General features: G+C 42.2%; 17 protein-coding genes. 12 read left to right on the top strand and 5 right to left on the bottom strand.

Going from position 1 to position 22,154, the window contains the following annotated elements:
* Positions 1–107: 107 nt before the first annotated feature.
* Positions 108–2,204 (bottom strand): ATP-binding protein, encoded by a 2,097-nt coding sequence (locus ACEN82_RS10055; RefSeq protein ID WP_413321961.1) that lies wholly within the window; start codon positions 2,202–2,204, stop codon positions 108–110.
* 104 nt (positions 2,205–2,308) lie between these two features.
* Entirely contained in the window at positions 2,309–3,490 is a 1,182-nt protein-coding gene (locus tag ACEN82_RS10060; RefSeq protein ID WP_090525972.1) for an acyl-CoA dehydrogenase family protein, read from the bottom strand.
* Positions 3,491–3,691: 201 nt separating this feature from the next.
* Here ACEN82_RS10060 and folB point away from each other — a divergent pair, with 201 nt between their 5' ends.
* The gene (gene folB / locus ACEN82_RS10065) at positions 3,692–4,087 is read left to right on the top strand and encodes a dihydroneopterin aldolase (RefSeq protein WP_254780075.1); all 396 of its coding nucleotides are present in this window, start codon (positions 3,692–3,694) and stop codon (positions 4,085–4,087) included.
* Between the two features lie 2 nt (positions 4,088–4,089).
* Positions 4,090–5,487 (top strand): FAD-binding oxidoreductase, encoded by a 1,398-nt coding sequence (locus tag ACEN82_RS10070; RefSeq protein ID WP_413321962.1) that lies wholly within the window; start codon positions 4,090–4,092, stop codon positions 5,485–5,487.
* A 165-nt stretch (positions 5,488–5,652) separates the two neighbouring features.
* Here the strand turns inward: ACEN82_RS10070 and ACEN82_RS10075 are convergent, their stop codons facing one another.
* Complete coding sequence (locus tag ACEN82_RS10075) at positions 5,653–6,099, bottom strand: acyl-CoA thioesterase (RefSeq protein ID WP_090525969.1); 447 nt, start codon at positions 6,097–6,099, stop codon at positions 5,653–5,655.
* A gap of 136 nt (positions 6,100–6,235) precedes the next feature.
* On the opposite strand from ACEN82_RS10075, the gene ACEN82_RS10080 reads away from it, so the two are divergent.
* A complete protein-coding gene (locus ACEN82_RS10080; protein WP_090525968.1) occupies positions 6,236–6,676 on the top strand; it encodes an Hsp20/alpha crystallin family protein in 441 nt (146 codons plus the stop codon).
* 186 nt (positions 6,677–6,862) lie between these two features.
* On the opposite strand, the gene ACEN82_RS10085 is transcribed toward ACEN82_RS10080, so the two are convergent.
* Entirely contained in the window at positions 6,863–7,471 is a 609-nt protein-coding gene (locus tag ACEN82_RS10085; RefSeq protein ID WP_413321963.1) for an RNA polymerase sigma factor, read from the bottom strand.
* A 167-nt stretch (positions 7,472–7,638) separates the two neighbouring features.
* Here ACEN82_RS10085 and ACEN82_RS10090 point away from each other — a divergent pair, with 167 nt between their 5' ends.
* The 8 genes from ACEN82_RS10090 (at position 7,639) to ACEN82_RS10125 (ending at position 19,709) form a co-directional block, all read left to right on the top strand.
* On the top strand, positions 7,639–8,784 hold the full coding sequence (locus ACEN82_RS10090; protein ID WP_413321964.1) for a FecR family protein: 1,146 nt from the start codon (positions 7,639–7,641) through the stop codon (positions 8,782–8,784).
* A gap of 298 nt (positions 8,785–9,082) precedes the next feature.
* Positions 9,083–12,451, top strand: a complete 3,369-nt coding sequence (locus ACEN82_RS10095; protein WP_413321965.1) for a TonB-dependent receptor — start codon at positions 9,083–9,085, stop codon at positions 12,449–12,451.
* Positions 12,452–12,461: 10 nt separating this feature from the next.
* A complete protein-coding gene (locus ACEN82_RS10100) occupies positions 12,462–14,330 on the top strand; it encodes a RagB/SusD family nutrient uptake outer membrane protein (protein ID WP_413321966.1) in 1,869 nt (622 codons plus the stop codon).
* A gap of 345 nt (positions 14,331–14,675) precedes the next feature.
* The gene (locus ACEN82_RS10105; RefSeq protein ID WP_413321967.1) at positions 14,676–17,252 is read left to right on the top strand and encodes a glycoside hydrolase family 31 protein; all 2,577 of its coding nucleotides are present in this window, start codon (positions 14,676–14,678) and stop codon (positions 17,250–17,252) included.
* 427 nt (positions 17,253–17,679) lie between these two features.
* Positions 17,680–17,817, top strand: coding sequence for a hypothetical protein (locus tag ACEN82_RS10110; RefSeq protein WP_413321968.1), 138 nt, complete (start codon positions 17,680–17,682; stop codon positions 17,815–17,817).
* Positions 17,818–17,950: 133 nt separating this feature from the next.
* Positions 17,951–18,712, top strand: a complete 762-nt coding sequence (locus ACEN82_RS10115; protein ID WP_413321969.1) for an SDR family NAD(P)-dependent oxidoreductase — start codon at positions 17,951–17,953, stop codon at positions 18,710–18,712.
* Between the two features lie 78 nt (positions 18,713–18,790).
* On the top strand, positions 18,791–19,237 hold the full coding sequence (locus tag ACEN82_RS10120; protein WP_413321970.1) for a hypothetical protein: 447 nt from the start codon (positions 18,791–18,793) through the stop codon (positions 19,235–19,237).
* 16 nt (positions 19,238–19,253) lie between these two features.
* Positions 19,254–19,709 carry a helix-turn-helix domain-containing protein gene (locus tag ACEN82_RS10125; RefSeq protein ID WP_413321971.1) on the top strand — a complete coding sequence of 152 codons (456 nt, stop codon included), beginning with the start codon at positions 19,254–19,256 and terminating at the stop codon, positions 19,707–19,709.
* Between the two features lie 221 nt (positions 19,710–19,930).
* On the opposite strand, the gene ACEN82_RS10130 is transcribed toward ACEN82_RS10125, so the two are convergent.
* The gene (locus tag ACEN82_RS10130) at positions 19,931–20,725 is read right to left on the bottom strand and encodes an AraC family transcriptional regulator (protein ID WP_208057843.1); all 795 of its coding nucleotides are present in this window, start codon (positions 20,723–20,725) and stop codon (positions 19,931–19,933) included.
* Between the two features lie 108 nt (positions 20,726–20,833).
* On the opposite strand from ACEN82_RS10130, the gene ACEN82_RS10135 reads away from it, so the two are divergent.
* On the top strand, positions 20,834–22,153 hold the full coding sequence (locus tag ACEN82_RS10135; protein ID WP_413321972.1) for a TolC family protein: 1,320 nt from the start codon (positions 20,834–20,836) through the stop codon (positions 22,151–22,153).
* Position 22,154 lies beyond the last annotated feature (1 nt).

A 22,154-nucleotide genomic window follows, 5' to 3' on the forward strand; every position in this document is an offset into this window, starting at 1 on the left:
GTAAAACAAGGGTAATCTATAAAAAAAATAAAAATGACCAGGCTGTTTTACCAATTTTTTTATCTATTTATCATCCGTTCAAAGTTTGGTTTGGAATAACTGATATATTAAGATGCCTGGGCCGGAAGATAGACATAAAAACTTGAACCATTATTTGATTCACTTTTTAGCCAGATCCTGCCGCTATGTTTTTCAACTATTTGACGGCAGATGGAAAGCCCGAGGCCAAATGATTTTTCGCCGTCGGTGCCAGGCCGTTTAGCTTCGGTAAACATATTAAACACCTGTTGCTGTAATTTATCAGGAATACCTATACCGTAATCTTTAACACATATTTCAACGCCTTGATGTTTTTGGTTTACAATTACATAAATAACGGCACCTTTGGAACTAAACTTTATGGCATTACTGATAAGGTTGCTGATAACCCGCCATATTTTTTCCCTGTTTATCAATATTTCAGTAGGTGTATCCAATAAGCTAAGCATGATATCCTGGTCTTTTTCGGCCGCCTTAAACCGCAGCAGATCAACACTTTTATTAATGAGGCTGTTAATTTCAACCCATTCTTTATTAAAAGTCATATTGGCAGTATTTGCCGCCTCTAAAATTTCATTAATGAGTTCGAGGGAATTATAGGAAGTTTCTTTTATGAGGTTGATCAGGTCTGTTTGTTCTTCATCACGTGCATCATCAACCATTGAGGCCGATAACGATGCTATTCCTCCGAGCGGATTGCGGAGGTCATGTGCTACAGCCCGTAGAATTCGGTCTTTTTCCCGGCTACCCCGGTTTACTTCTTCAAGTGTGTTTTCTAATTCCGTTTTTTGCAGCTTAATTTGGTCATTTAGTGTTTTTATAGCTACGATATCTCTTTTTGACCTTTTAAGGTTACGAAAAACAAGGAAGATAATGATCACTGCCATCACTGAAAAAAGCACAGCAAGGTAAATGTATATCAATTGCAGTTTATTGTGGCTTTTAAGGTCTTCTATCTGATTTTCTTTATCAAAATTGGCCTGTTGTTGATTAATATCCGTCCGTTTTAACGATGAGGTCCTTTTTGTTGCCGAATCTTTTAATAATGAATAGTTTTTTAAATACAACAAGCTATTCTGGTAATCTTTTTTTTGCAGGTAATAAGTACTCATTAATCCATTCCAGTTGGTTTCAGCGTCATCATTTTTGATAGTATCGAGCTGGGCGCGGAGCCTTTTCAGCAGTTCAAAAAGGTCGTTTGGTTTATTGGTTATTAAATATAGCCGGGCAAGTTTTATTTCGGTTAATTCGGCATCGCGGTTGTCATAACCTTGTTTTAAATTAATGGCGATACTTTTTTTCAGTAATTCGTGTGCCTGGTTATAATTATGGGTTAATAAAGCCAGATCGCCCTGGTTGCCGTATACCACACCTCTTGCAACTTCAAGCAGGTTTGCTCTTTCGGCAAACCTGGAACTATTTTCATTGATATAAACAAGCGCTTTATTTAAATAAAAGCTTGAGCTGTCAATATCGCCACTGTTTTTATAGCTCTCGCCAATATTATCCAAAAGTTCTTGTCGCTGGTAAAAGGCGCGAAAATCATCGGTATAGGCATAGCTTTGCCTGTGGCTGATCTTGAAATAATTGGCCGCTTCTCTAAAATGCCCTTGTTTAAACATGATCATCCCCATCCGGTAGGTGTATTCGGCCAGGATGGCATCGTCAATGGCGTTTTTGCCGATAGAGTAACCCTTGTAAAAATACCTGTAAGCCTGATCATACCTTACCAGGGCTGAATAGGTGTCCCCGGTAGCGAAATCAGCTTCGGCAGTTAATTTAATATGCTGATCCGGGGTAACACTTTCGGTAGCCACAGCCCGCATCGTGTCAGCATAAAGCATGGCTTTTTTAGGGTCATGCAGCCCTTTTAAATTGTAAAGAAAATGGAAAGCATAAAAACGGAACCTGTCGCTTACAAACGGGTTTTTTATGGTACGGTAAGCTGAGTCAAGGTATTGAATGCCCTTGTGTGGTTGAGACCTTTCGCCATTATACAGGTTTACCGTATCAAATAGTGTTTTAAACTGCCTGGAGTAACCACCCGTATCATTGATGCTATTTTGGCAGGAATTAAATACCAATAAAAAAGCCAGGGCCAGCCAAATTAAATGGTTGACCAGCAGTTTGTTTAAACTAACTGGGCTATCAAGGGTTGACAACATTAAGTGGTTACACAACAAATATAACGCTCATAATTATAATGAGCAATATTTATGCGCATGAATAACACCGGCGCTGCTAAAAGTCAAGGTATATTGATTATCCATTACTTAAAAGCATCGAGTCCGGTAACATCCATACCGGTAATAAGGAGGTGGATATCATGCGTACCTTCATAAGTTATTACCGATTCAAGGTTCATCATGTGCCGCATAATAGGATACTCGCCGGTAATGCCCATACCGCCGAGCATTTGCCGGGCTTCACGGGCTATAGTAATGGCCGTTTCAACGCTGTTTCGCTTAGCCATTGATATTTGGGCAGGAGTAGCCCTGTTTTCGTTTTTAAGTACCCCAAGGCGCCAAACTAATAGCTGCCCTTTGGTAATTTCAGTTATCATTTCGGCCAGTTTTTTTTGCTGAAGCTGAAACCCGGCTATCGGCCGGCCAAACTGCTCACGTTCTTTGGTGTAACGGAGGGCTGTGTCGTAACAATCCATCGCGGCGCCTAACGCACCCCAGGCAATGCCATAACGTGCCTGGTTTAAACAACCCAAGGGGCCTTTTATACCAGCTACGTTGGGCAGCAGGTTCTCTTTTGGGACTTTAACATGATCAAAAACAAGCTCACCTGTTGCCGATGCCCTTAACGACCATTTATTATGAGTTGTAGGTGTGGTGAAACCTTCCATGCCGCGCTCAACTATCAGCCCGCGAATTTTACCAGCTTCATCCTTAGCCCAAACAACTGCAATATCAGCAAAAGGCGAATTGGAGATCCACATTTTAGCGCCGTTAAGGATATAATGGTCGCCGGCATCTTTAATGTTGGTGGTCATACCGCCAGGGTTTGAGCCATGATCGGGTTCTGTAAGGCCAAAGCAACCCATTAATTCGCCGCTTGCCAGCTTAGGCAGATATTTTTTGCGCTGTTCTTCACTGCCGTAGGCATAAATAGGATACATCACCAGCGAACCCTGAACCGATGCTGTTGAACGGATGCCCGAATCGCCCCGCTCTAATTCCTGCATGATAATGCCGTAAGCAGTATAATCTAAGCCCGCTCCGCCATATTCTACCGGTATGGTAGGCCCAAAAGCGCCTATTTCGGCAAGCCCTTTTAACAGTTGGGAAGGGAATTCAGCTTTTTGAGCGTACTCTTCAATAATGGGGCTCAATTCCTTCTTCACCCAATCACGAACTGATGAGCGGATCAGCTTATGCTCATCGGTTAGTAACTCATCTAATAAATAATAATCGGGGGCTTCGTACAGATCTGTTTTGGCCATAATATTATAGTTGGTGGGCAAATATAAAGCATTTATCGCCGGTAAAAGCAAGTCAAAAAGGCCGTTTTTTGATGTGTGAAGCCACTTTATGGTAAAAAGCAGGTTTAAACGGTTTAAAGCATGTTTTTGATTGCAAAATATTTTTTGAGGTGCTGGAAATCAGCTGAAATAAAAATATTTTGAAAAGTCTTTCTATAGAGAATGAGATTTAGAGAGGGCTTTTTTTTATTTTTGGCCATGATCAATATAGCCTTGCAGGGCGCGGAGTTTTTCGCGTACCATGGATTTTATCCCGAAGAACAAAAAATAGGTTGCCGTTTTTTAGTTGATGTGAATGTTGGTTTTGTGCCTCCCGGCGATTTGCTGGAAGATAATCTAAGTAAAACTGTTGATTATGAACGTGTGTATATTATAACATGCGAAGAGATGAAACAGCCACGTAAATTGATTGAAACCGTTGGCCAGGCAATTATCGATCGTATAAAAAAGAAATACCCGTTTGTTGAAAGTATTGAGGTTACCATTAAAAAACTTACTCCGCCCTTAAGCGGTAAGGTAGCGCATTCGGCTGTTATTATAAATTACAAGAAATCCTGATCATGGAATTCAATAAAATATCGGCTCAACTATTAGAGGCTATAACTGCAATAGTCGGCACCGGTAACGTTTTAACCGGCCATGAAAGCCTCGAAAAGTACAGTCATGACGAAACCGAGGATCTGGTTTATTATCCGGAAGCAGTAGCCCGCCCGCAAAGCCCCGAAGATGTTGCTGCATTGTTGAAAATCTGTAACGAAAACCGGGTTCCGGTAACACCGCGTGGAGCAGGTACTGGTTTAAGCGGTGGCGCCCTGCCGGTTAATGGCGGTTTGCTGATAGTCATGGAACGTTTTAATAAAATCCTTGAAATTGATGAACAAAACCTGCAGGCCACTGTCGAGCCCGGCGTTATAACCGAGGAGTTCATGAACGCAGTGGCTGCAAAAGGCTTGTTATACCCTGTTGACCCGGCCAGCAAAGGCAGTTGCTTTATTGGAGGCAACGTATCCCATGGTTCAGGCGGGCCGCGGGTTGTTAAATACGGTACCATCAGGGAGTATGTACTGAACTTACAGGTTGTTTTAACATCGGGCGAGATCATATGGACGGGTGCAAATACCCTTAAATATGCATCGGGTTATAATTTAACCCAATTGATGATTGGTTCGGAGGGCACTCTTGGCATTGTTACCAAAATTGTGGTAAAGCTTATTCCTGCTCCAACTTTAGATGCTTTGATGCTGGCATCATTCCCAACCAATGAATTGGCTTGCGCAGCTGTTTCGGCCATATTCAGGGCAGGGATCATCCCGTCTGCACTGGAATTTATGGAGCGAAGAGGAGTGGAGTGGGTTAAGGAGCATGATGATATTGCTTTTGATTTGCAGGATGGTATTGAAGCGTTTTTATTGATTGAAGTAGATGGTACCAACCAGGACGTGATTTTTACCGATTGCGAAAAAATAAATGCAGTGCTTGAAGAGTTTGACTGCCGCGATGTGTTGTTTGCCGATTCGACCGCCCAGAAAGAGGAGCTTTGGCGTTTAAGGCGTACTATGGCGGTATCGGTAAAATCAAACTCGGTTTACAAAGAGGAAGATACCGTTGTACCGCGTGCCGCACTGCCACAATTAATTAAAGGAATAAAAGAAACGGGTGCTAAATACGGCTTTGAATCAGTTTGTTATGGCCATGCAGGCGATGGGAACCTGCATGTAAATATCATTAAAGCCAACATGAGCGATGAAGACTGGAATAATAAGCTCAAATCCGGTATCCAGGAAATATTTGAATTAACCGTATCGCTTGGCGGCACCTTGTCGGGTGAGCACGGAATTGGCCTGGTGCAAAAAGAGTTTATGCCGATAAAATATTCGGAAATGCATTTTGCGTTGTGGAAAGGAATAAAGCACGTGTTTGATCCTAAAGGAATTTTGAACCCGGGGAAGATATTTTAGATTTCAGGTGTGCAGATTATGGATGTGCAAATATGCAGATTTCAAATGTGCAAATGCTTGAATTAGATATGTAAGCGTAGATAAGCTACATATGCATATTTGCACATTTGAAATCTTGTACAATACACGTTTCATCTGCACGTTTGAAATTTGCACATCAATACATCAATTCGTATTCAGAATTAACCTTGGTTCGTCATAATTGATCATCCTGTGCCTTTCAGGTGATGGGATAGAAACAGATTTATTGGCCGAATAATCGTAGCTGATACAAACCGTTTTGCCTGTTGTTACAATTTCTTCGCCATTGGGGGTTATTTTTACCAATACATGCATCATATCAAAACTGCTGTTGCCTATGCGGATGGTACGTACATAGCAGGCAATATTATCCTGAACAGTAATAGGCTTAAGATAGTTGATCTCCGACCGGCCCAGGATAATGCCGGTATTGCTCCAGTCCCAGTTGATAATTTCCTTCCAATAACCAATCCGGGCTATTTCAAAATAAGTAAGATATACAGCGTTGTTTACGTGTCCAAATGAATCGATATCCGAAAAGCGGATAGGGATAAGGGTTTTATATTTATAATCTGTAAGTTTTTCAGCCATTTTCGGTCATTTTGTCCGCATAAAATATTTAATAGTGACTTTTTGTCGTTCGATATGGGCGGTTTTGCTGTTGGTACAGCAGTTGATCAATAGGTTACGAAGTTAACAAAAAACAAAACTTTAGGAGGATATAAAAATGACATTAGTAAAATTTAACAACGGCCTTAAAAATACTTCAGCTAACCCATTTTTTAGCGATGTATTTGATTCACTGATCAATGATTCATTTTTAAGTGATAAACTGATTGCCCGTGTGCCTGCAGTTAACATCGCAGAAACCGAAAATGAGTTTCATGTTGAACTGGCTGTACCTGGCTTAAAGAAAGAAGATTTTAAAATCAATCTCGACAAAAATGTATTAAGTGTAGCTGCAGAAAAGAAAGCCGAAAATGTTGAAGAAGGTAAAAAATTTAGCAAACGTGAATACAGCTACAATTCATTTGTAAGGTCATTCACATTACCTGAAAGTGCTGATCAATCAAAAATTGAAGCAGATTATACCGATGGTATTTTGAAACTTACTGTAGCAAAAAGAGAAGAAGCTAAATTTCAAACAAGAGAAATAGCTGTAAAATAATTAAAGACTGTTTTCATAAAGTAGTTAGTTTGGTTTGAAGGCCGCCCTGTTATGGGGCGGTTTTTTTTTGCAAAATAACCAAGCTGTAGCTGTAAGATATTTTAACTGACTTTTTATTAATTAACTCAAGTTGTTAGTTAGGTATTAATTCTGCCAAATGTTTCCCGCAAGATTTGTAAGTATTACCTATAACCCAAGTTGGTTATGTAAAAGAATCAATTTTGCAACAAGTATAACCGTTGGATAGTGTTTAAAATGAGGCTTAAGGTGTTTAACAGCCAGCGAGATCTGATTTTCAACCGCTCTTTTTGAAATAGATAGTCGTTCGGCAATCTCGGTGTTACTTAATTGATTTACCCTGCTTAAAAGGAATATTTCTTTACATCGCGGAGGTAGTTTATCGAGCAATTTATCCAGGTCGGTGCTTAGTTCGTTAACTTCAAAACTGGTTTCGGCGCGATTGTATACAACACTTAAGTCATCCAGCTTTTCGTAATCTGCGACATATTTTACCGGCGAGGTATTGCTTGCTTTTATAGCGTTGTATACACGGTATCGTGCGGATGAGGTCAGATAGTTTTTAAATGTAATGATTTTGAGCGCACCCCGCTTTTCCCAAATATTAACAAATATGTCGTTTACAATGCCCATGCAGGTGTCGGTATCATGCAAATAAGAAAAAGCTTTTTTATAAACCAACTCCCAGTAACGATCATAAAGCAGGGTAAACGCCTTTTTATCATTACGTTTCACCGCGGCAAATAAATCTTCATCTGATTGTTGAGCGTAGTTCATTTAAAAGAATCCGGGCTAAGCTTGAACTATGCAAGGTAATAACAAAGTTTTATTGTTGAGGGATAGCTGGGTGTCATTTTGGATGGTTTGCAAAAAATCTAAAAAAAATAAAAAAGGTGTGTGAGTTATTGCCGCGGGAGTTGTCTGTACTAATAACCGTTATAGCCATGTTGTACCAGGAATTTAAAGAATTATACGAGCGTTGCACGTCAGGTAACTGTACGCCCGAAGAGCAAAAATTATTTGAAGAATATCGCGATCGTTTCGATTTATCGGATATGCCCTGGATCCCGGATTTTGGTGACAGAGCTGAAATTGAGAAACGCCTGAAAACAGATCTGCAAAACAGGCTATCTAAAAACCAGATAAAACCTCTTATCAGGATCCGATGGTGGGCAGCAGCGGCTGTTGTTTTTGCTCTTGGTGGATTATTTGTTGTCAATAAGCATTTCGACAGAACTACTAAACCTCACGAAATTGCATCCGATGGAAATATTGTTAAACCGGGCAGTAATAAGGCCATATTAACGCTTGCAGACGGAAAGCAAATTATCCTTGATGGTTTGCGCAAAGGATACTTGTTTACACTTAATGATGTTGCCGTTAATAACGATATCGATAGCAGCCTGACCTATCAGAAAACCACTGCCCGAATCTCCCGTTCGTCACAGTCGTACAATATATTATCAACGCCCTTAGGTGGAAAATACCAGCTTACACTGGCCGATGGTACGAAGGTCTGGCTAAATGCCGGTAGTACCATTAAGTTTCCGATAAATTTCACGAGCAGGGAAAGAGTGGTTGAGTTATCTGGCGAAGCGTATTTTGAGGTGGCCCATGATAGAAACAGGCCATTTAAGGTGTCGGGTGCCGGCCAGGTGGTGCAGGTGTTGGGTACTCATTTTAATATCAACGCTTACCAGGACGAAAATGCAGTTAAAACCACCCTGCTGCAAGGGAGCGTTAAAGTTTATGGAAAAAATCAAACTCCGGGCGTTCCTGAAATCATTATAAAACCCAATGAACAAGCTGTTTTCAAAAATGACTGGTTTTCAAAAATAACTGTTGATGCAGAAGAGTTTGTGGCCTGGAAAAAGGGTGTGATCTTATTTAAAAATGCAGACATTCATGATGTAATGCGCAAAATTTCCAGGTGGTATAATGTTGAGGTGGAATATCAGGGCCAGTTGGGTAACGATACCTACAACGGTGAGATCCCCCGGAACGCGGCTTTTTCTGAGGTGCTGAAAATCCTGAAACTTGATGATATTAATGTAAAACAAAACGGGCGAAAGCTTATCGTTTCTCAATAACCCCTGCATCATCCTATAAAAACCAATACCAATTATTAACCTCAAAACCCAATTTAAGATGAAGAAAACAGATACTTAAAAGCTCCCTTTAAAAATTCTCATCCAAAAAAAAGCCGGAAGTGCTTCCAACACTGCCGGCAGGTTCCGCTTGCGCGGTAGTTTCTGGATCAGAGATTAATAGAAAACCAGCACAGTTCAATTTTAATCAAACCAAAAACCTAACGAAACTATGAAAATTAATCTACGTAGTTTGAAAAACTGCGAATTTCTGTTTTTAAGTCGAAGAACATTTTTAGTGATGAAGCTAATTATTTTGTTAACTATCGCTTTTGCTTTACAGGTTAAAGCGGATGTGTTCGCCCAAAAAATCACCCTGTCCGAAAACGGGGTATCGCTCGAAAAAGTATTAAAAGATATCAATAAGCAAAGCGGCTATACTTTCTTTTATAAAAATAAGTTGCTGCAAAATTCTCCATCAGTATCTATCAATGTTAAAGATGCCGATATTAAAGAGGTACTTGATATTTTATTAAAAGGTCAGGCGCTTTCATACAGTTTTGCCGAAAAAACCATTGTCATTAAGGGCAATGGTGAAACCATTGAACCAGATCTCAATGAAAATAAAGCGGTCATAGCTAATATTGAGGTTAAAGGAACCGTGGTAGATGAGGCCGGCAGACCTTTACCCGGTGCTTCGGTAAAAATTAAGGGGACAGGGCAGGGGATGACCACCAATGAGAAAGGCGAATTTACCTTTAAAAATATTCCTGACAACAGTACGCTGGTCATCTCTTTCATCGGTTACACCACAAAAGAAGTTAAAGCAGCGAAAGACCTGGGGATTATTGCGCTTGTTCCTGGTACAGGCCTGCAGGAAATTGTTGTGGTAGGTTACGGAACTCAGCGTAAGGAACGCGTTACCGGTTCGATCGTATCTGTCGGTACTAAGGAGTTGCAACAAAGCCCTGTCGCCAATTTAAGCAACGCGCTTGCCGGTCGTTTACCTGGCTTGTTAACCGTTCAGAACAGCGGTGAGCCGGGTGCCGATGGCTCGGCTCTGAACATCAGGGGCTTCGGTACGACTAACAATTCTGCCCCACTGGTTTTGGTTGATGGTATCCAAAGGGACTTTAGTGGCATAGATGCCAATGAGGTAGAAAATGTAAGCATCCTCAAAGATGCGGCTTCAACCGCTATTTATGGTATCCAAGGTGCCAACGGGGTGGTGCTCGTTACTACTAAACGTGGAAAAATAGGAATATCCCGTATTTCGGCGACCGCTCAAAACGGCTGGCAGTCACCAACTTCCTTACCTCAGTATGTTGATTCATACACCGGCCGCAAGCTTTATAAAGAAGGTCTGATAAACGATGGCCTGTTTGCCGATACCAACGCTTACACCGATGCTTTACTGAATAAGTATCGTGATCGTACCTATCCGGCCTACCAATATCTGTACCCTAATGTTAACTGGACAAAAACAATGCTAAAGCCGTTTTCATACCTCTCGCAAGGCAATTTGAACGTTACGGGTGGTACCGAAAAAACAAGATATTTTATCTCGTTATCGTATTTGCAGCAAAACGGTTTGTATAACTACGAAGACGCGGTAAGCCAGTACGATATCCAGGCCATAACCCATAAATACAACTTCCGGTCGAATATTGACCTGAACCTTACCAAAAACCTGTCGATGGAACTGAACCTTGGTGCTATTGTTTATGATAGAAATTATCCCGGGGCAAATGCCTCACAGATATTTAATGATATCAAACAAACACCCGCATGGTATTATCCAATAACCAATCCGGATGGTTCGCCGGGTGCCGCGCCCAATACTAATCAATCACCGTATGTTGATCTGACACAGTCAGGTTATCAACGAAACTTTGAAACCGCCCTGCAATCTACCGCTGGTTTTAAATGGGATTTAGGCTGGCTGACAAAAGGTTTGAGTACACGTGTCCGGTTATCATTTGATAACGATAACTTCCGAAATGTAAACAGACCGTTATCCAATATCACTTACCAATATTTATTGAACCAGGGAGTTGCCGATACTGAGACCGACCTGGCAGCTAATGGCCATTATGTGATTGTAAATAATGGTACCGGTACGCTTGATTACCAGGTGAACGCCAACGGATCACGACGCACTGTATTGGAAGCTTATATGAACTACGACCGCGACTTTGGCAAGCATTCGGTAAAAGCGATGGCTATTTACAACCAGTCGAGCTTTTTTGATGCTGTGGGTGGTGGTGTAGGAAACGCGAGGGCAGGGTTACCCTACAAATACCAGGGTGTTTTAGGCCGCGCCGCCTACGCTTATGATGACCGTTACCTGCTTGAATTTAATTTTGGCTATAACGGATCTGAAAACTTTGCCGAAGGGCACAGGTTTGGTTTTTTTCCTGCTGTTTCTGCAGGTTGGATAGCGTCAAACGAGTATTTTATTAAAGATAACCCCTCGCTTAGCTTTATCGATCAAATTAAATTGCGCGGATCATACGGTATTGTTGGTAACGATAAAATAGGGTCAAGCCGGTTCCTCTACTTAAGTTCATGGGTAACCGGCGACTCATATAGATTTGGGTTTAACAGCAATGGAAATAGCTACACCGGCTACCTGGAAGGTCAGGCCGGCAATACCTTATTAACCTGGGAACGGTCAAAGAAAATAAACCTGGGCCTTGACCTGAGTTTATGGAAAGGGATGTTCTCACTTTCGGCAGATGTTTTTAAAGAACGGCGCAATAATATCCTGGCTACCTCGCAGTTGATCCCTTCTTTTATAGGCCTGCCGCAAATACCGGCGGTTAATGCGGGCATAACAGATAACCGGGGGTACGAGATTTCGCTAAGCCACAGGCACGAGTTTGGCAAAAAACAGGGATATAGTATTACAGTTAATTATGCCTATGCCACCAACAAGATCCTGTTTTATGCCCAACCCGATTATCCCGGTCGCGAATGGCAGGCTTTAAAAGGTACGAGTATCAACCAAATTTACGGTTACACCGCCCTCGGATTGTTTAAGAGCCAGCAGGATATTGATAACAGCCCTTCGCAGGCCAGCCTTGGTGTTACCAAACCGGGTGATATTAAGTATAAAGACCTAAATGGCGACAATGTGATCAACAGTTTAGATGCCGGTTTTCTTCCCGGAAAGGTAGCCAATCCCAAATCGCAGTTTGGTGTCGCGCTGGGCTATCATTATGCCAATTTTGATATAAGTGTCCTGTTTCAAGGTGGTTTAGGCGGCTCTACTTTACTGTCGGGATCAGGGGTTTATGCCTTTTCGCGCTTTGCCAGTTCGCTGGTACAGGTGGTTGATAATCACTGGGTGGCCTCAAATCCCGATGCCAATTATATGTTTCCGCGTATTTCATCGGCCGATAACGTGAACAATCAGCAAGCTTCCACCTTTTGGATCTATTCATCAAACTACCTGCGCTTAAAAACCGTTGAACTGGGCTATACCTTACCCACAACATGGATGAAAAGGATAGGAATAGAGAACGCCCGCGTTTTTGTTAACGGCATTAACCTGTTAACATGGAGCAAGCTAAAGGATTTCAATTTCGATCCGGAAATTGGTAACAATGGTACTGGAACTTATCCGCAGCAAAAAGTGATCAACGCGGGTTTAAGATTTACATTTTAAAATATTAAACATGAAAAGCAACAAACTCATATACCTGTTTTTAATTGCCTGCATTTCTGTGGTTTCCTGCAAAAAATATCTTAATGTCGTACCAACAGAGCTGGTTACGCAGGATGCTGTTTTTAATAATATCCAAAATGCCGAAGGTGCCTGGAACCATTTATACGCATCGCTAAACAATAATGATATACAGTTCATTTACGGAGGGGGAACAGCTTTAGGGGCCTGTACTGATGAATGTAAAAACCATTGGGAAAATGTGCCCGAATTGCCGTTTAATTCAGGCGCATGGAACGCTACCAATAATTCGCTCGATATCTGGGGCAGGGCTTATCAGTATATCCGTTCTGCAAATATTTTCCTGGCAAATATTGATAAAACGCCCGTTCCTGCTTCGAGGAGTGATTACTACACGCCGCGCATTCCGCTTTACAAGGCGGAAGCGAGGTTTCTGCGTGCTAATCAATATTTTGAATTATTCAGAAGGTACGGCGCCGTCCCTTTAATAAATACCGTTTTAGCCACAACAGATCCGGCTGCCACCACCACAACAAGAAACACCGTTGATGATGTGGTTAAATTTATCACCTCAGAATGTGATGCCATTGCGGAAATTTTACCGGTAAATTATGCCAGTGGCTCAGCAGATTATGGGCGGATAACCAAGGGCGCCGCGTTAGCATTAAAGGCCCGTACTTTACTGTATGCAGCCAGCCCGTTATTTAACGGAAACACTATGTACGCCGGTATTAAAAATGCCGATGGAACGCAGTTATTTCCTCAGACCTATGACAACAATAAATGGCTGCTGGCTGCCAACGCAGCCAAAGCCGTGCTAAACCTGAATACTTATTCACTATCCAATCCCAACCCAACAAACCCTGTTGATAACTATGCGCAGTTATTTTTTACCAGAAATTATGATGAGATCATATTGCCATATATTATGGGGAACAACAGAAATTTCGAAGGTAATTATTTACCTAACGGCCGCGATGCTAATGCCGTTAACGGAAACGGAAAAATGAGTGTATTCCAGGAATTAGTTGATTCGTACGAAATGAATAATGGCAGGCCAATAACAGACCCTCAATCGGGTTATCAAGCTACGGGCTTTTGGAATGGCCAGTTATGGGACGGTGTAAGGAATACGCCTGTATCCAATATATCAAATATGTATAAAAACAGGGATCCCCGTTTTTACGCTACTATATTTTTTCAGTACGACGTTTGGAATTACACCAACAATGCGAGGCCTTTAAAATTTGCCTGGTTTGGCAATAACGGCGGTGGTTGCGACGGCTGGCCTAAACCTGGTACCAACTGCGAAACAGGTTACAACTGGCGTAAGTGGGCCGATCCTAATGTTAATTTAAAAGGTGGCGGCGATGCAAACCGTAACTTTCCGATTATCCGTTTGGCCGAGATATATTTGATTTATGCTGAGGCTATGAATGAATATTTAGGTGCGCCAAATAGCGATGTATATAACGCTGTAAACGCCGTACGCAGCCGGGTATCTATGCCCGGCTTACCCATCATCGCTTCTGATAATACAAAAGAAGGTATGCGGAAAAGGATCCAAAATGAAAGACGTGTGGAGTTTGCCTTTGAAAATCAGCGTTTTTGGGATGTTCGCCGCTGGTTGATAGCCAAAACTGTAGACAATGGCAATATGCACGGCATGAACGCGAGACCTACACCTGGCGAGCTGAACTCTACCGGCTTAGATCCTAATAGTGAAGCTGCAGGTGTTGCGGTGTTTTATAAAACGGTGGTAGATCAAACCCGTGTTTTTGCCGACAGGCATTACCTGATGCCAATACCTCAGACCGAGATTAACATCGACCCGGCACTGGTGCAAAATTATGGATGGTAACCTAAACCCTTATATCGGCTGACTTGCTCTTACCTTCGGTTTTCAAATAACGCTGTGTAAAGATAAAGCCAGGACGGCTAACTAAAGCGGTTGTTTTGAATAAGACAATCGCTTTAGCCTGGCCGTTGATAAGCGAAAAGTAAACGGCAGGATACCTGTTATCAATTTTAAGTCACCCCTTGTTTTTTAATATCAAACAAAACCGGATTCTTTAAACCGGAAAGCTATTGTATGCCCGTTCACAACTGCTCGTCAGCTAAATAAATACATTATCTGGCCGGATACGCCCCGGTTCAGCTCTTATGATTATTCCTGATCACAGTTTTAAAGTTCACTTATATGCTCATGTCCTACAAACATAAAACAATAACATTTTTTAAACTATTAGCTTGCTACCTAATCTTTTTTGCAAATAACTCATATGGTCAAAATGATAATCAATTAACGCCCGACCCAAAAGCTGTTGTGCAATCCGGGAACGTGCGGTTTACCGTTCTTACAGATCAACTGATAAGATTACAATGGGGACAGCCCGCAAGTTATGATAACAGGGCCTCACTGGTTGTGGTTAACCGCAAACTGCCTGTTCCTGCATTCAGCACGCGGACGGAAAACGAATGGTTTTACCTAAAAACCAAGAAGATTGAACTTGCTTACAAAATCAATTCAGGAGTATTTGACAGCACCAACCTAAAGATCCGTTTTTTGAATGCTGATACGGTATCGTGGAAGCCGGGGCAAAAACAAAAATTCAATTTAAAAGGAACTTCCCGCACCTTAGATGGACAAGACGGTGAAATGAACTTGTACAGTAATCAAAAACTCCAATTGGAAGATGGTATCCTTTCGCGGGATGGCTGGTTTTTTCTTGACGATTCTCAATCCTTAAGATTAGATGACTCTGACTGGCCCTGGATAACCGCTCCTGGTGCCTCAAAATTGGATTGGTACTTTCTGGGCTATGGTGATGACTATAAATCCGCGTTGTTGGATTTTAGCAAAATTGCAGGTCACGTGCCTATGTTACCACGCTATGTATTTGGTTACTGGTGGTCGAGGTATTGGAGTTACTCGGATAACGAGCTTCGGGAACTGGTGCAAAACCTGAAACGATTTGATGTACCTACTGATGTTTTGGTGATAGATATGGATTGGCATACCAGGGGCTGGACAGGTTACACCTGGAACAAAAACCTTTTCCCCGATCCAGGCAACTTTTTGAAATGGGCAAAGGACAACCATTTAAAAACCACATTGAATCTCCATCCGGCAGATGGCATCCAGCCAACAGAACAACGTTATAATGATTTTGCTGCCTATATAAAGACCGATTCCGCCCAAAAGAAAGCTATCCCGTTTGAAGCATCAAATAAAGTGTTTATGCGTGGCTTATTTGATATCGTATTAAGACCAATAGAAAAAGCCGGCGTTAATTTCTGGTGGCTGGACTGGCAACAATGGCCAAACGATAATAAGATCCCCCAACTAAGTAATACATGGTGGCTTAATTATACATTCTTTACCGATAAGGCAATGCATAGCCAAAACAGGTCGCTGTTGTACCATCGATGGGGAGGATTGGGCAACCACCGTTACCAGATTGGATTTTCGGGAGATACTTTCATGTCGTGGGAATCACTGGCTTATGAACCCTATTTTACAAGCACTGCATCGAACGTTTTATATTGCTATTGGAGCCATGATATTGGCGGGCACATCCTCAAGGGAAACGAAAAAGGGGTAGAGCCTGAACTTTATACACGTTGGTTGCAATATGGTTGCTTTAGCCCCATTATGCGAACACATTCTACTAAAAACGCAGCTATCAAAAAAGAGATATGGAATTTTGCTCCGGAGTATGCTACAGCACAACATGATGCCATCAGGCTGCGTTACGCGCTTGTGCCCTACATCTATACAATGTCAAGGAAAACGTTTGAAACCGGCATCGGGCTTTGCCGGCCAATGTATTATGATTATGCGAAACAGCCGGAAGCTTACAGCTATAAAGAAGAGTACATGTTTGGCGATAATATGCTTATCAGGCCAATTACAACACCATCTAAGGATGGCTTCGCCACAGTTAAAGTTTGGTTGCCGAAAGGAAATGATTGGTATGAGTGGTCTACAGGAACTTTGCTAAAGGGAGGGCAAATACTTGAACGTTCATTTTCGATTAACGAATACCCGGTATATGTAAAAGCCGGCTCGGTAATCCCCATGTACAATAATCAAATTCAAAATCTGGACAAAAATCCGAATAACCTAACGCTGGGAATATTTCCGGGAGGTAGCGGTAATTTCCAGGTTTACGAGGATAACGGAAACAATAAAAATTATAAAAACCAATTTGCCAAAACTAACATAGCATCACAGCTCGACGACAAAGAACTGATTGTGAATATAGCGCCCACTGTGGGCAATTATCAAGACATGGCCGAACGGAAAAAAATTAAAATAAAGGTATTTGGTACCCAGCCGCCGTTAAAGGTATCGGTGAACGGCAAACCTCTGCAATTTAATCCTGATAGCCGGGATGGCTGCTGGAATTATGATGGCGACAATCTATGTTTAAATATTTTGCTTCCTGACCAAAGCTGCAAGGTTGCAAGGCAATTACGCATAACCTATAACGAGGCACCAGGAACCTTGACAACTGCAGGGCTTGTAGAGAAGTTCAAACGCTTGTCGATGATAACATCTGTATTAAAAAATGGCGACAATGGTAATGATGGTATTTATATTCCGAAAAATCTTGGTTTTGCGGAGGAAACTAATCGCTTACTGAGTTATCATCCAATGAATTTCGCAAACTATTTAGAGAATTTTGAGCGCTATTATAAACTTATCCCAGAAGAAATTAGGTTGCTTAAGCAGGTTGGTGAGCAGGAGAGGAAGGATCTCATAAAATTACTCCCGTAGGTTCAATAGTTAACGAATATTGACATATAGCTGCGGTTCGATTAATGACGGTTTAGATATTTCAAATTTGTCTTATTTATTAAAATAAAGCGGCAAACCGTGTTAGGTCATCTGAAAAAAACGTTTGTATAGCAGACGGGTTTGAGTACTATTTTAGGCAAGTTGTCAATTCATTGACAACTTTTTTTTTGCTTTTATTAATTGCGGATAGCCGACCCTGCCTCGTGGGATAATCACTTAATCTGTTTGTTTTAACCGGGGCTCTGTTTAGTTCGCAATGATTGATCCACATGGGATGGACAGTATTAACGTTAATTCTGAATGTTAATGACAACTGGCCTACCGTGAGCAAACATGGCCTTATAGATCAGCTCTAAAAATTTCTAATAATATTTAGAGCCTCACAAACGTCTAACTATAATAGGCCATGAAAAAAAATCACGACCTTGTTTTGTTTACCGCTTCTCAAACAAATCACCGTCGCTCAAAGCTGGCAGAACATCGTCCTGCCGAATCGACCAAATATTTGAATGCTACTGTACTGACGAGCCCGGCTGCCAACTAATTGCGGCCAGGCAATATCGTAGGCTGGGTAGCCCTTTTTAATAATAGAATAATTTGGTTAGGAATATCCTTGATTTGGTTAAAACGGTGCAACTTGTGATACAGACCTTTGTTCTACTAAAAAAATTAAGCAAATGGAAAGTCAAGATCATAATCAACCGATCGCGCTGGTAACCGGTGCTAATCAGGGTGTAGGGAATGAAATTGCTAAAGCGCTTGCCGCTAACGGCTATATTGTTTATTTGGGTTCCCGTAACCTGGAGAACGGAAAAAAGGCAGCTGCCGAGATTGGCGATAATGCAAAAGCAGTACAGCTGGATGTCACACAGCAGGAAAGTATCAACGCGGCGGTAGCTAAAATAACCGGTGAATATGGACGCCTGGACCTACTGGTGAATAACGCGGGTGTCTCTCACGCAGGAACGGCTCCCAAAACCCCGGAAGAGTTAATGGCCACCGGTCGCGCCGTTAACGTATCGCTGGATGAAGTACGCACCGTTTGGGAAACCAACGTTTTCGGTGTGATCGCTGTAACCCAGAAGGCGTTACCCTTACTGCGAAAATCGGCAGCAGCGCGCATCGTTAACGTATCCAGCGGCCTTGGCTCCCTTACATGGATTTCCGATCCGGAATGCTGGGCACGTGAGCATTTCGGCATCGTCTATGCTGCATCTAAAACTGCTTTAAATGCGGTAACCCTGGCTTTTGCCTTAGAGCTGGAGAAAGAAGGGATCAAGGTAAACGCGACCAGCCCGGGTTATACAGCTACTGCGCTCAATAATTTCCAGGGAACAGATAGCCTGGAGGTGGGTTCGCGTGAGCCTGTACGCGTCGCACTCGAAACAGATGGCCCGACAGGTGGATTTACCGGCCCGGAAGGAAAACTGCCCTGGTAATTCGATTAATCGCAATTACCTGGCACTTAAATGACCGGCGGCTGAGGCAGTTGCCGGTCATATTAAGTAATTTTAGCTATGAAAACAGAAAAGCCTAAAATCGCTAAAGTAGAATCGATTAAAGAGGTTCACCGTATGCTGGATCTCCCAGGGCCTAAGCATCCGTTGATCACCTTGTTTGATACACGCGACGAACGGATCAATTTAAGCCGTTTACCGGTCAGTTACGTGACCTCGTTGTACAAGATATCCTTTATTGAAAAGCTGGGCGGCAAGTTTAGATACGGGCAGGGCTATTATGATTTTGACGAAGGCAGTATGGTATTCACCGCACCTAACCAGGTGGTTGGCAGCACATCCGTATATAAAGGAAATGAAGGTTATTCGTTGATCTTTCATCAGGATTTTTTGCAAGGTTTTCCCTTAGCTGCCAAGATCAGGCAGTATGGTTTTTTTTCATATTCATCAAACGAAGCGCTTCACCTTTCTGAACAGGAAAGAAAGACCATTTTCATCCATTTTTAAGATCATTGAAGAAGAGTTGAACAGCCGCATCGACGATTTCAGCCAGGAAGTGGTCATTGCGCAGATAGAATTGCTTTTGACGTACGCCAAACGCTTTTACAAACGTCAGTTCCTGACGAGACAGGCCGCCACCAGCGACCTGCTTCAGCAGTTCGAAGCGGCATTAAACAGTTATTTCCAAAAAGAAATGCCAACAAAAAAAGGGCTGCCCACCGTTCAGCACCTGGCGGATCGATTAAACTATACACCAAATTACCTGAGTGATATGTTGCGCTCGCTCACCGGGCTTAGCGCACAACAGCACATACAGGAGCAACTGATCGAGAGATCTAAAGAATTACTTGCCACATCCACATTGAGCATTAGCCAAGTCGCTTATCGATTGGGATTCGGCCATCCGCAATCGTTTAGCCGCCTTTTTAAAACCAAAACGCAGCTGTCGCCTGCTCAATTCAAATCTTCATTGAATTGATTAAACTTACTTTCTGTTAGCGGATGGGGTCAGCGCCCAAGACCTTTATATGGGAATAAATGAAGACAAGGGTTTAATGACATCTATTTTTTCACAGGCGGACTTAAAAGCTGGCAAGAGCCACAGACAGGGCAGAGATTGGATATTCTACTATAGAGGTGCAAGCGTACGTGTGTGGGTAAGCGGTAGTGGGAACTTGAGCCTTCGGCTGACTTTTCAGATCAACGTCTCCGCAAATCAGACGGACGTGATGAGGTGAAAGCATAAAATGTATCACTAAATGACGCAACACTGGCATACCCCACCTCAAAAGCAATATCCGCGATAGGTTTTTGTGTTTTAACAATCATCTCTATCGCCGTTATCATACGCAGACTCTTAACATATTGTAAAAAAGAAATACGTAATTGCGACTGAAACAGGCGCGATAACGACCGCTCGCTCATGGCAAAATGTCCGCTTACATCGGCTATAACTAATTTTTCGCTTATATGGCTTTCTAAATAATTCATGATCTTTTGCATTAGCTCATGTTCAGTTTTGGGCAACATAATAGGCAACGACCTTTTGTTTAAGTCGGGCAGCATATTCTTCAGCGCTACCAGGAAATCGAAATTACGATCGCCAATGCCGATATGGAGTTCGTCCCAACGCTCGGTATAATTGATCATTTGGATCAGCAACTCGCTAGCCGGATAAATACCCAGTTTGCCATAAAATTCGTTCGCGTCGTCGTTGGTGGAATAAAAATAAAGTGATCGTAAAGCTGTTGCGAAAACACCCACCCGAAGTTCATGTATCAGGCCCTGCGGAATCCAGAAATAGTGCCTTGCAGGCACTACATAGGTTTTGTTTTGTGTAGTGATGTAAGCCAAGCCGCCCTCAACGTAGCTTAACTGGCCCTTGGTATGGGTATGAAAAGGGATTAATTTCTCTGATCTTTCATGCATCACAAAAACCGAATCCGGCTTATTATCAATTTCGGGGAGGGAAGCTATTAATCCAATCTTCGTCATTAGAATATCATCGCAATTCAAAGTTAATAAAAATTGGCCGGAATGATGAAAATATTGGCAACTTAGGCGAAAGCGAACGGTTGTGAGAGGCATATTTTTGCCACAAATATGTACTACAGTAAAATATTGATCGCATTTGCTGGTTTGTTAACCGCCAATAGCGCATATAGCCAGTCTAAAAACACTGCCATTCTTACATTGCCGGACGCCTGGCGCAAAGCCGAACAAAACAGCAGGCAGGTTGAGATTACCAGAAAAGCCAATTTGATTGCTGACGAGGAGATTAAGGACGCAATAATGGAACGGTTGCCCGAAGTAAGTTTGCTTGGCAGTATTGAAAAGGCAACCAATATGCCCATTTATGAAAATGGCCTTTTTTCTTCGCACACGCAGGAACACGAAATTATACACACTTTATACAAAGCGGGGGCCGATTTTTATCTGAACCTTTATAATGGCAATAAGCTTAACCTTAAAATTGAAGAGAATAAGCTATTGTACCAGATTGCGGTTATCCATAATAACGAAACGATCTCTGTCATCAGGTACAAAACGGCCGCGCTGTATCTTGATCTTCAAAAGGCCTTGGTCTTCAGGAAACTGATCATTAAGGATATTGCCGATCAGGAAAAACAATTGTTGGAGATAAAAGCCCTTCAAAAAAATGGGGTGGTCTTAAAAAGCGATGTGCTGCGTGTTGAACTGGATCTCTCCAGGCGTAAGATGGCTTTGGTAACCATAGAGAACGATATCCTTATCGCTACGCAGAAACTAAACATCATTATGGGCGAACCGGATGAAAGTGTGATCATCCCCACAGAGTTCGATTCAGTTGACGTGCCAGAATCGCCTTATGAAAAATACTTCGCCGACGCAATGGAACATTCCTTTGCGTACCATATTTCTGAAAAGCAAACGCAGGTTAGTAAACTGCATCTTAGCCAGGTAAAAGCCAACTATCAGCCAAAGGTTGGGCTTTACAGTGATTTTTCATACGCTAACCCGCAAATATTCCTATTCCCTTACAATCCTGCCTGGTACTCGCTTGGTGTTGCCGGTATCAGGGTTACTATGCCGCTATCGCAACTTTATCAAAACAGGCATAAAGTGAACTCGGCTAAACTGGAGCTTGATAAGGAAGAAACCACTCATAAAGACATTGAGGACAAAGTACGGCAACAGGTTAAAGAGGCTTACTTACGATATAAGGAATCGCTGGTGCAAATTGGTGTGGCCGAGGTTGATGTGGCCCATGCACAGGAAAATGCCCGCATTATTAAAAATACCTATTTCAATCAAACTTCATTAATTACCGACTTGCTTGATGCCGATGTGCAGGTGCTGCAAACACGCTTTGAGCTGGCAACCGCACGTATTGTGGCCCAAAATAAATATTATCTACTTCAAAACATCACCGGCGTACTTTAAC

Source organism: Mucilaginibacter sp. Mucisp73 (assembly GCF_059491465.1).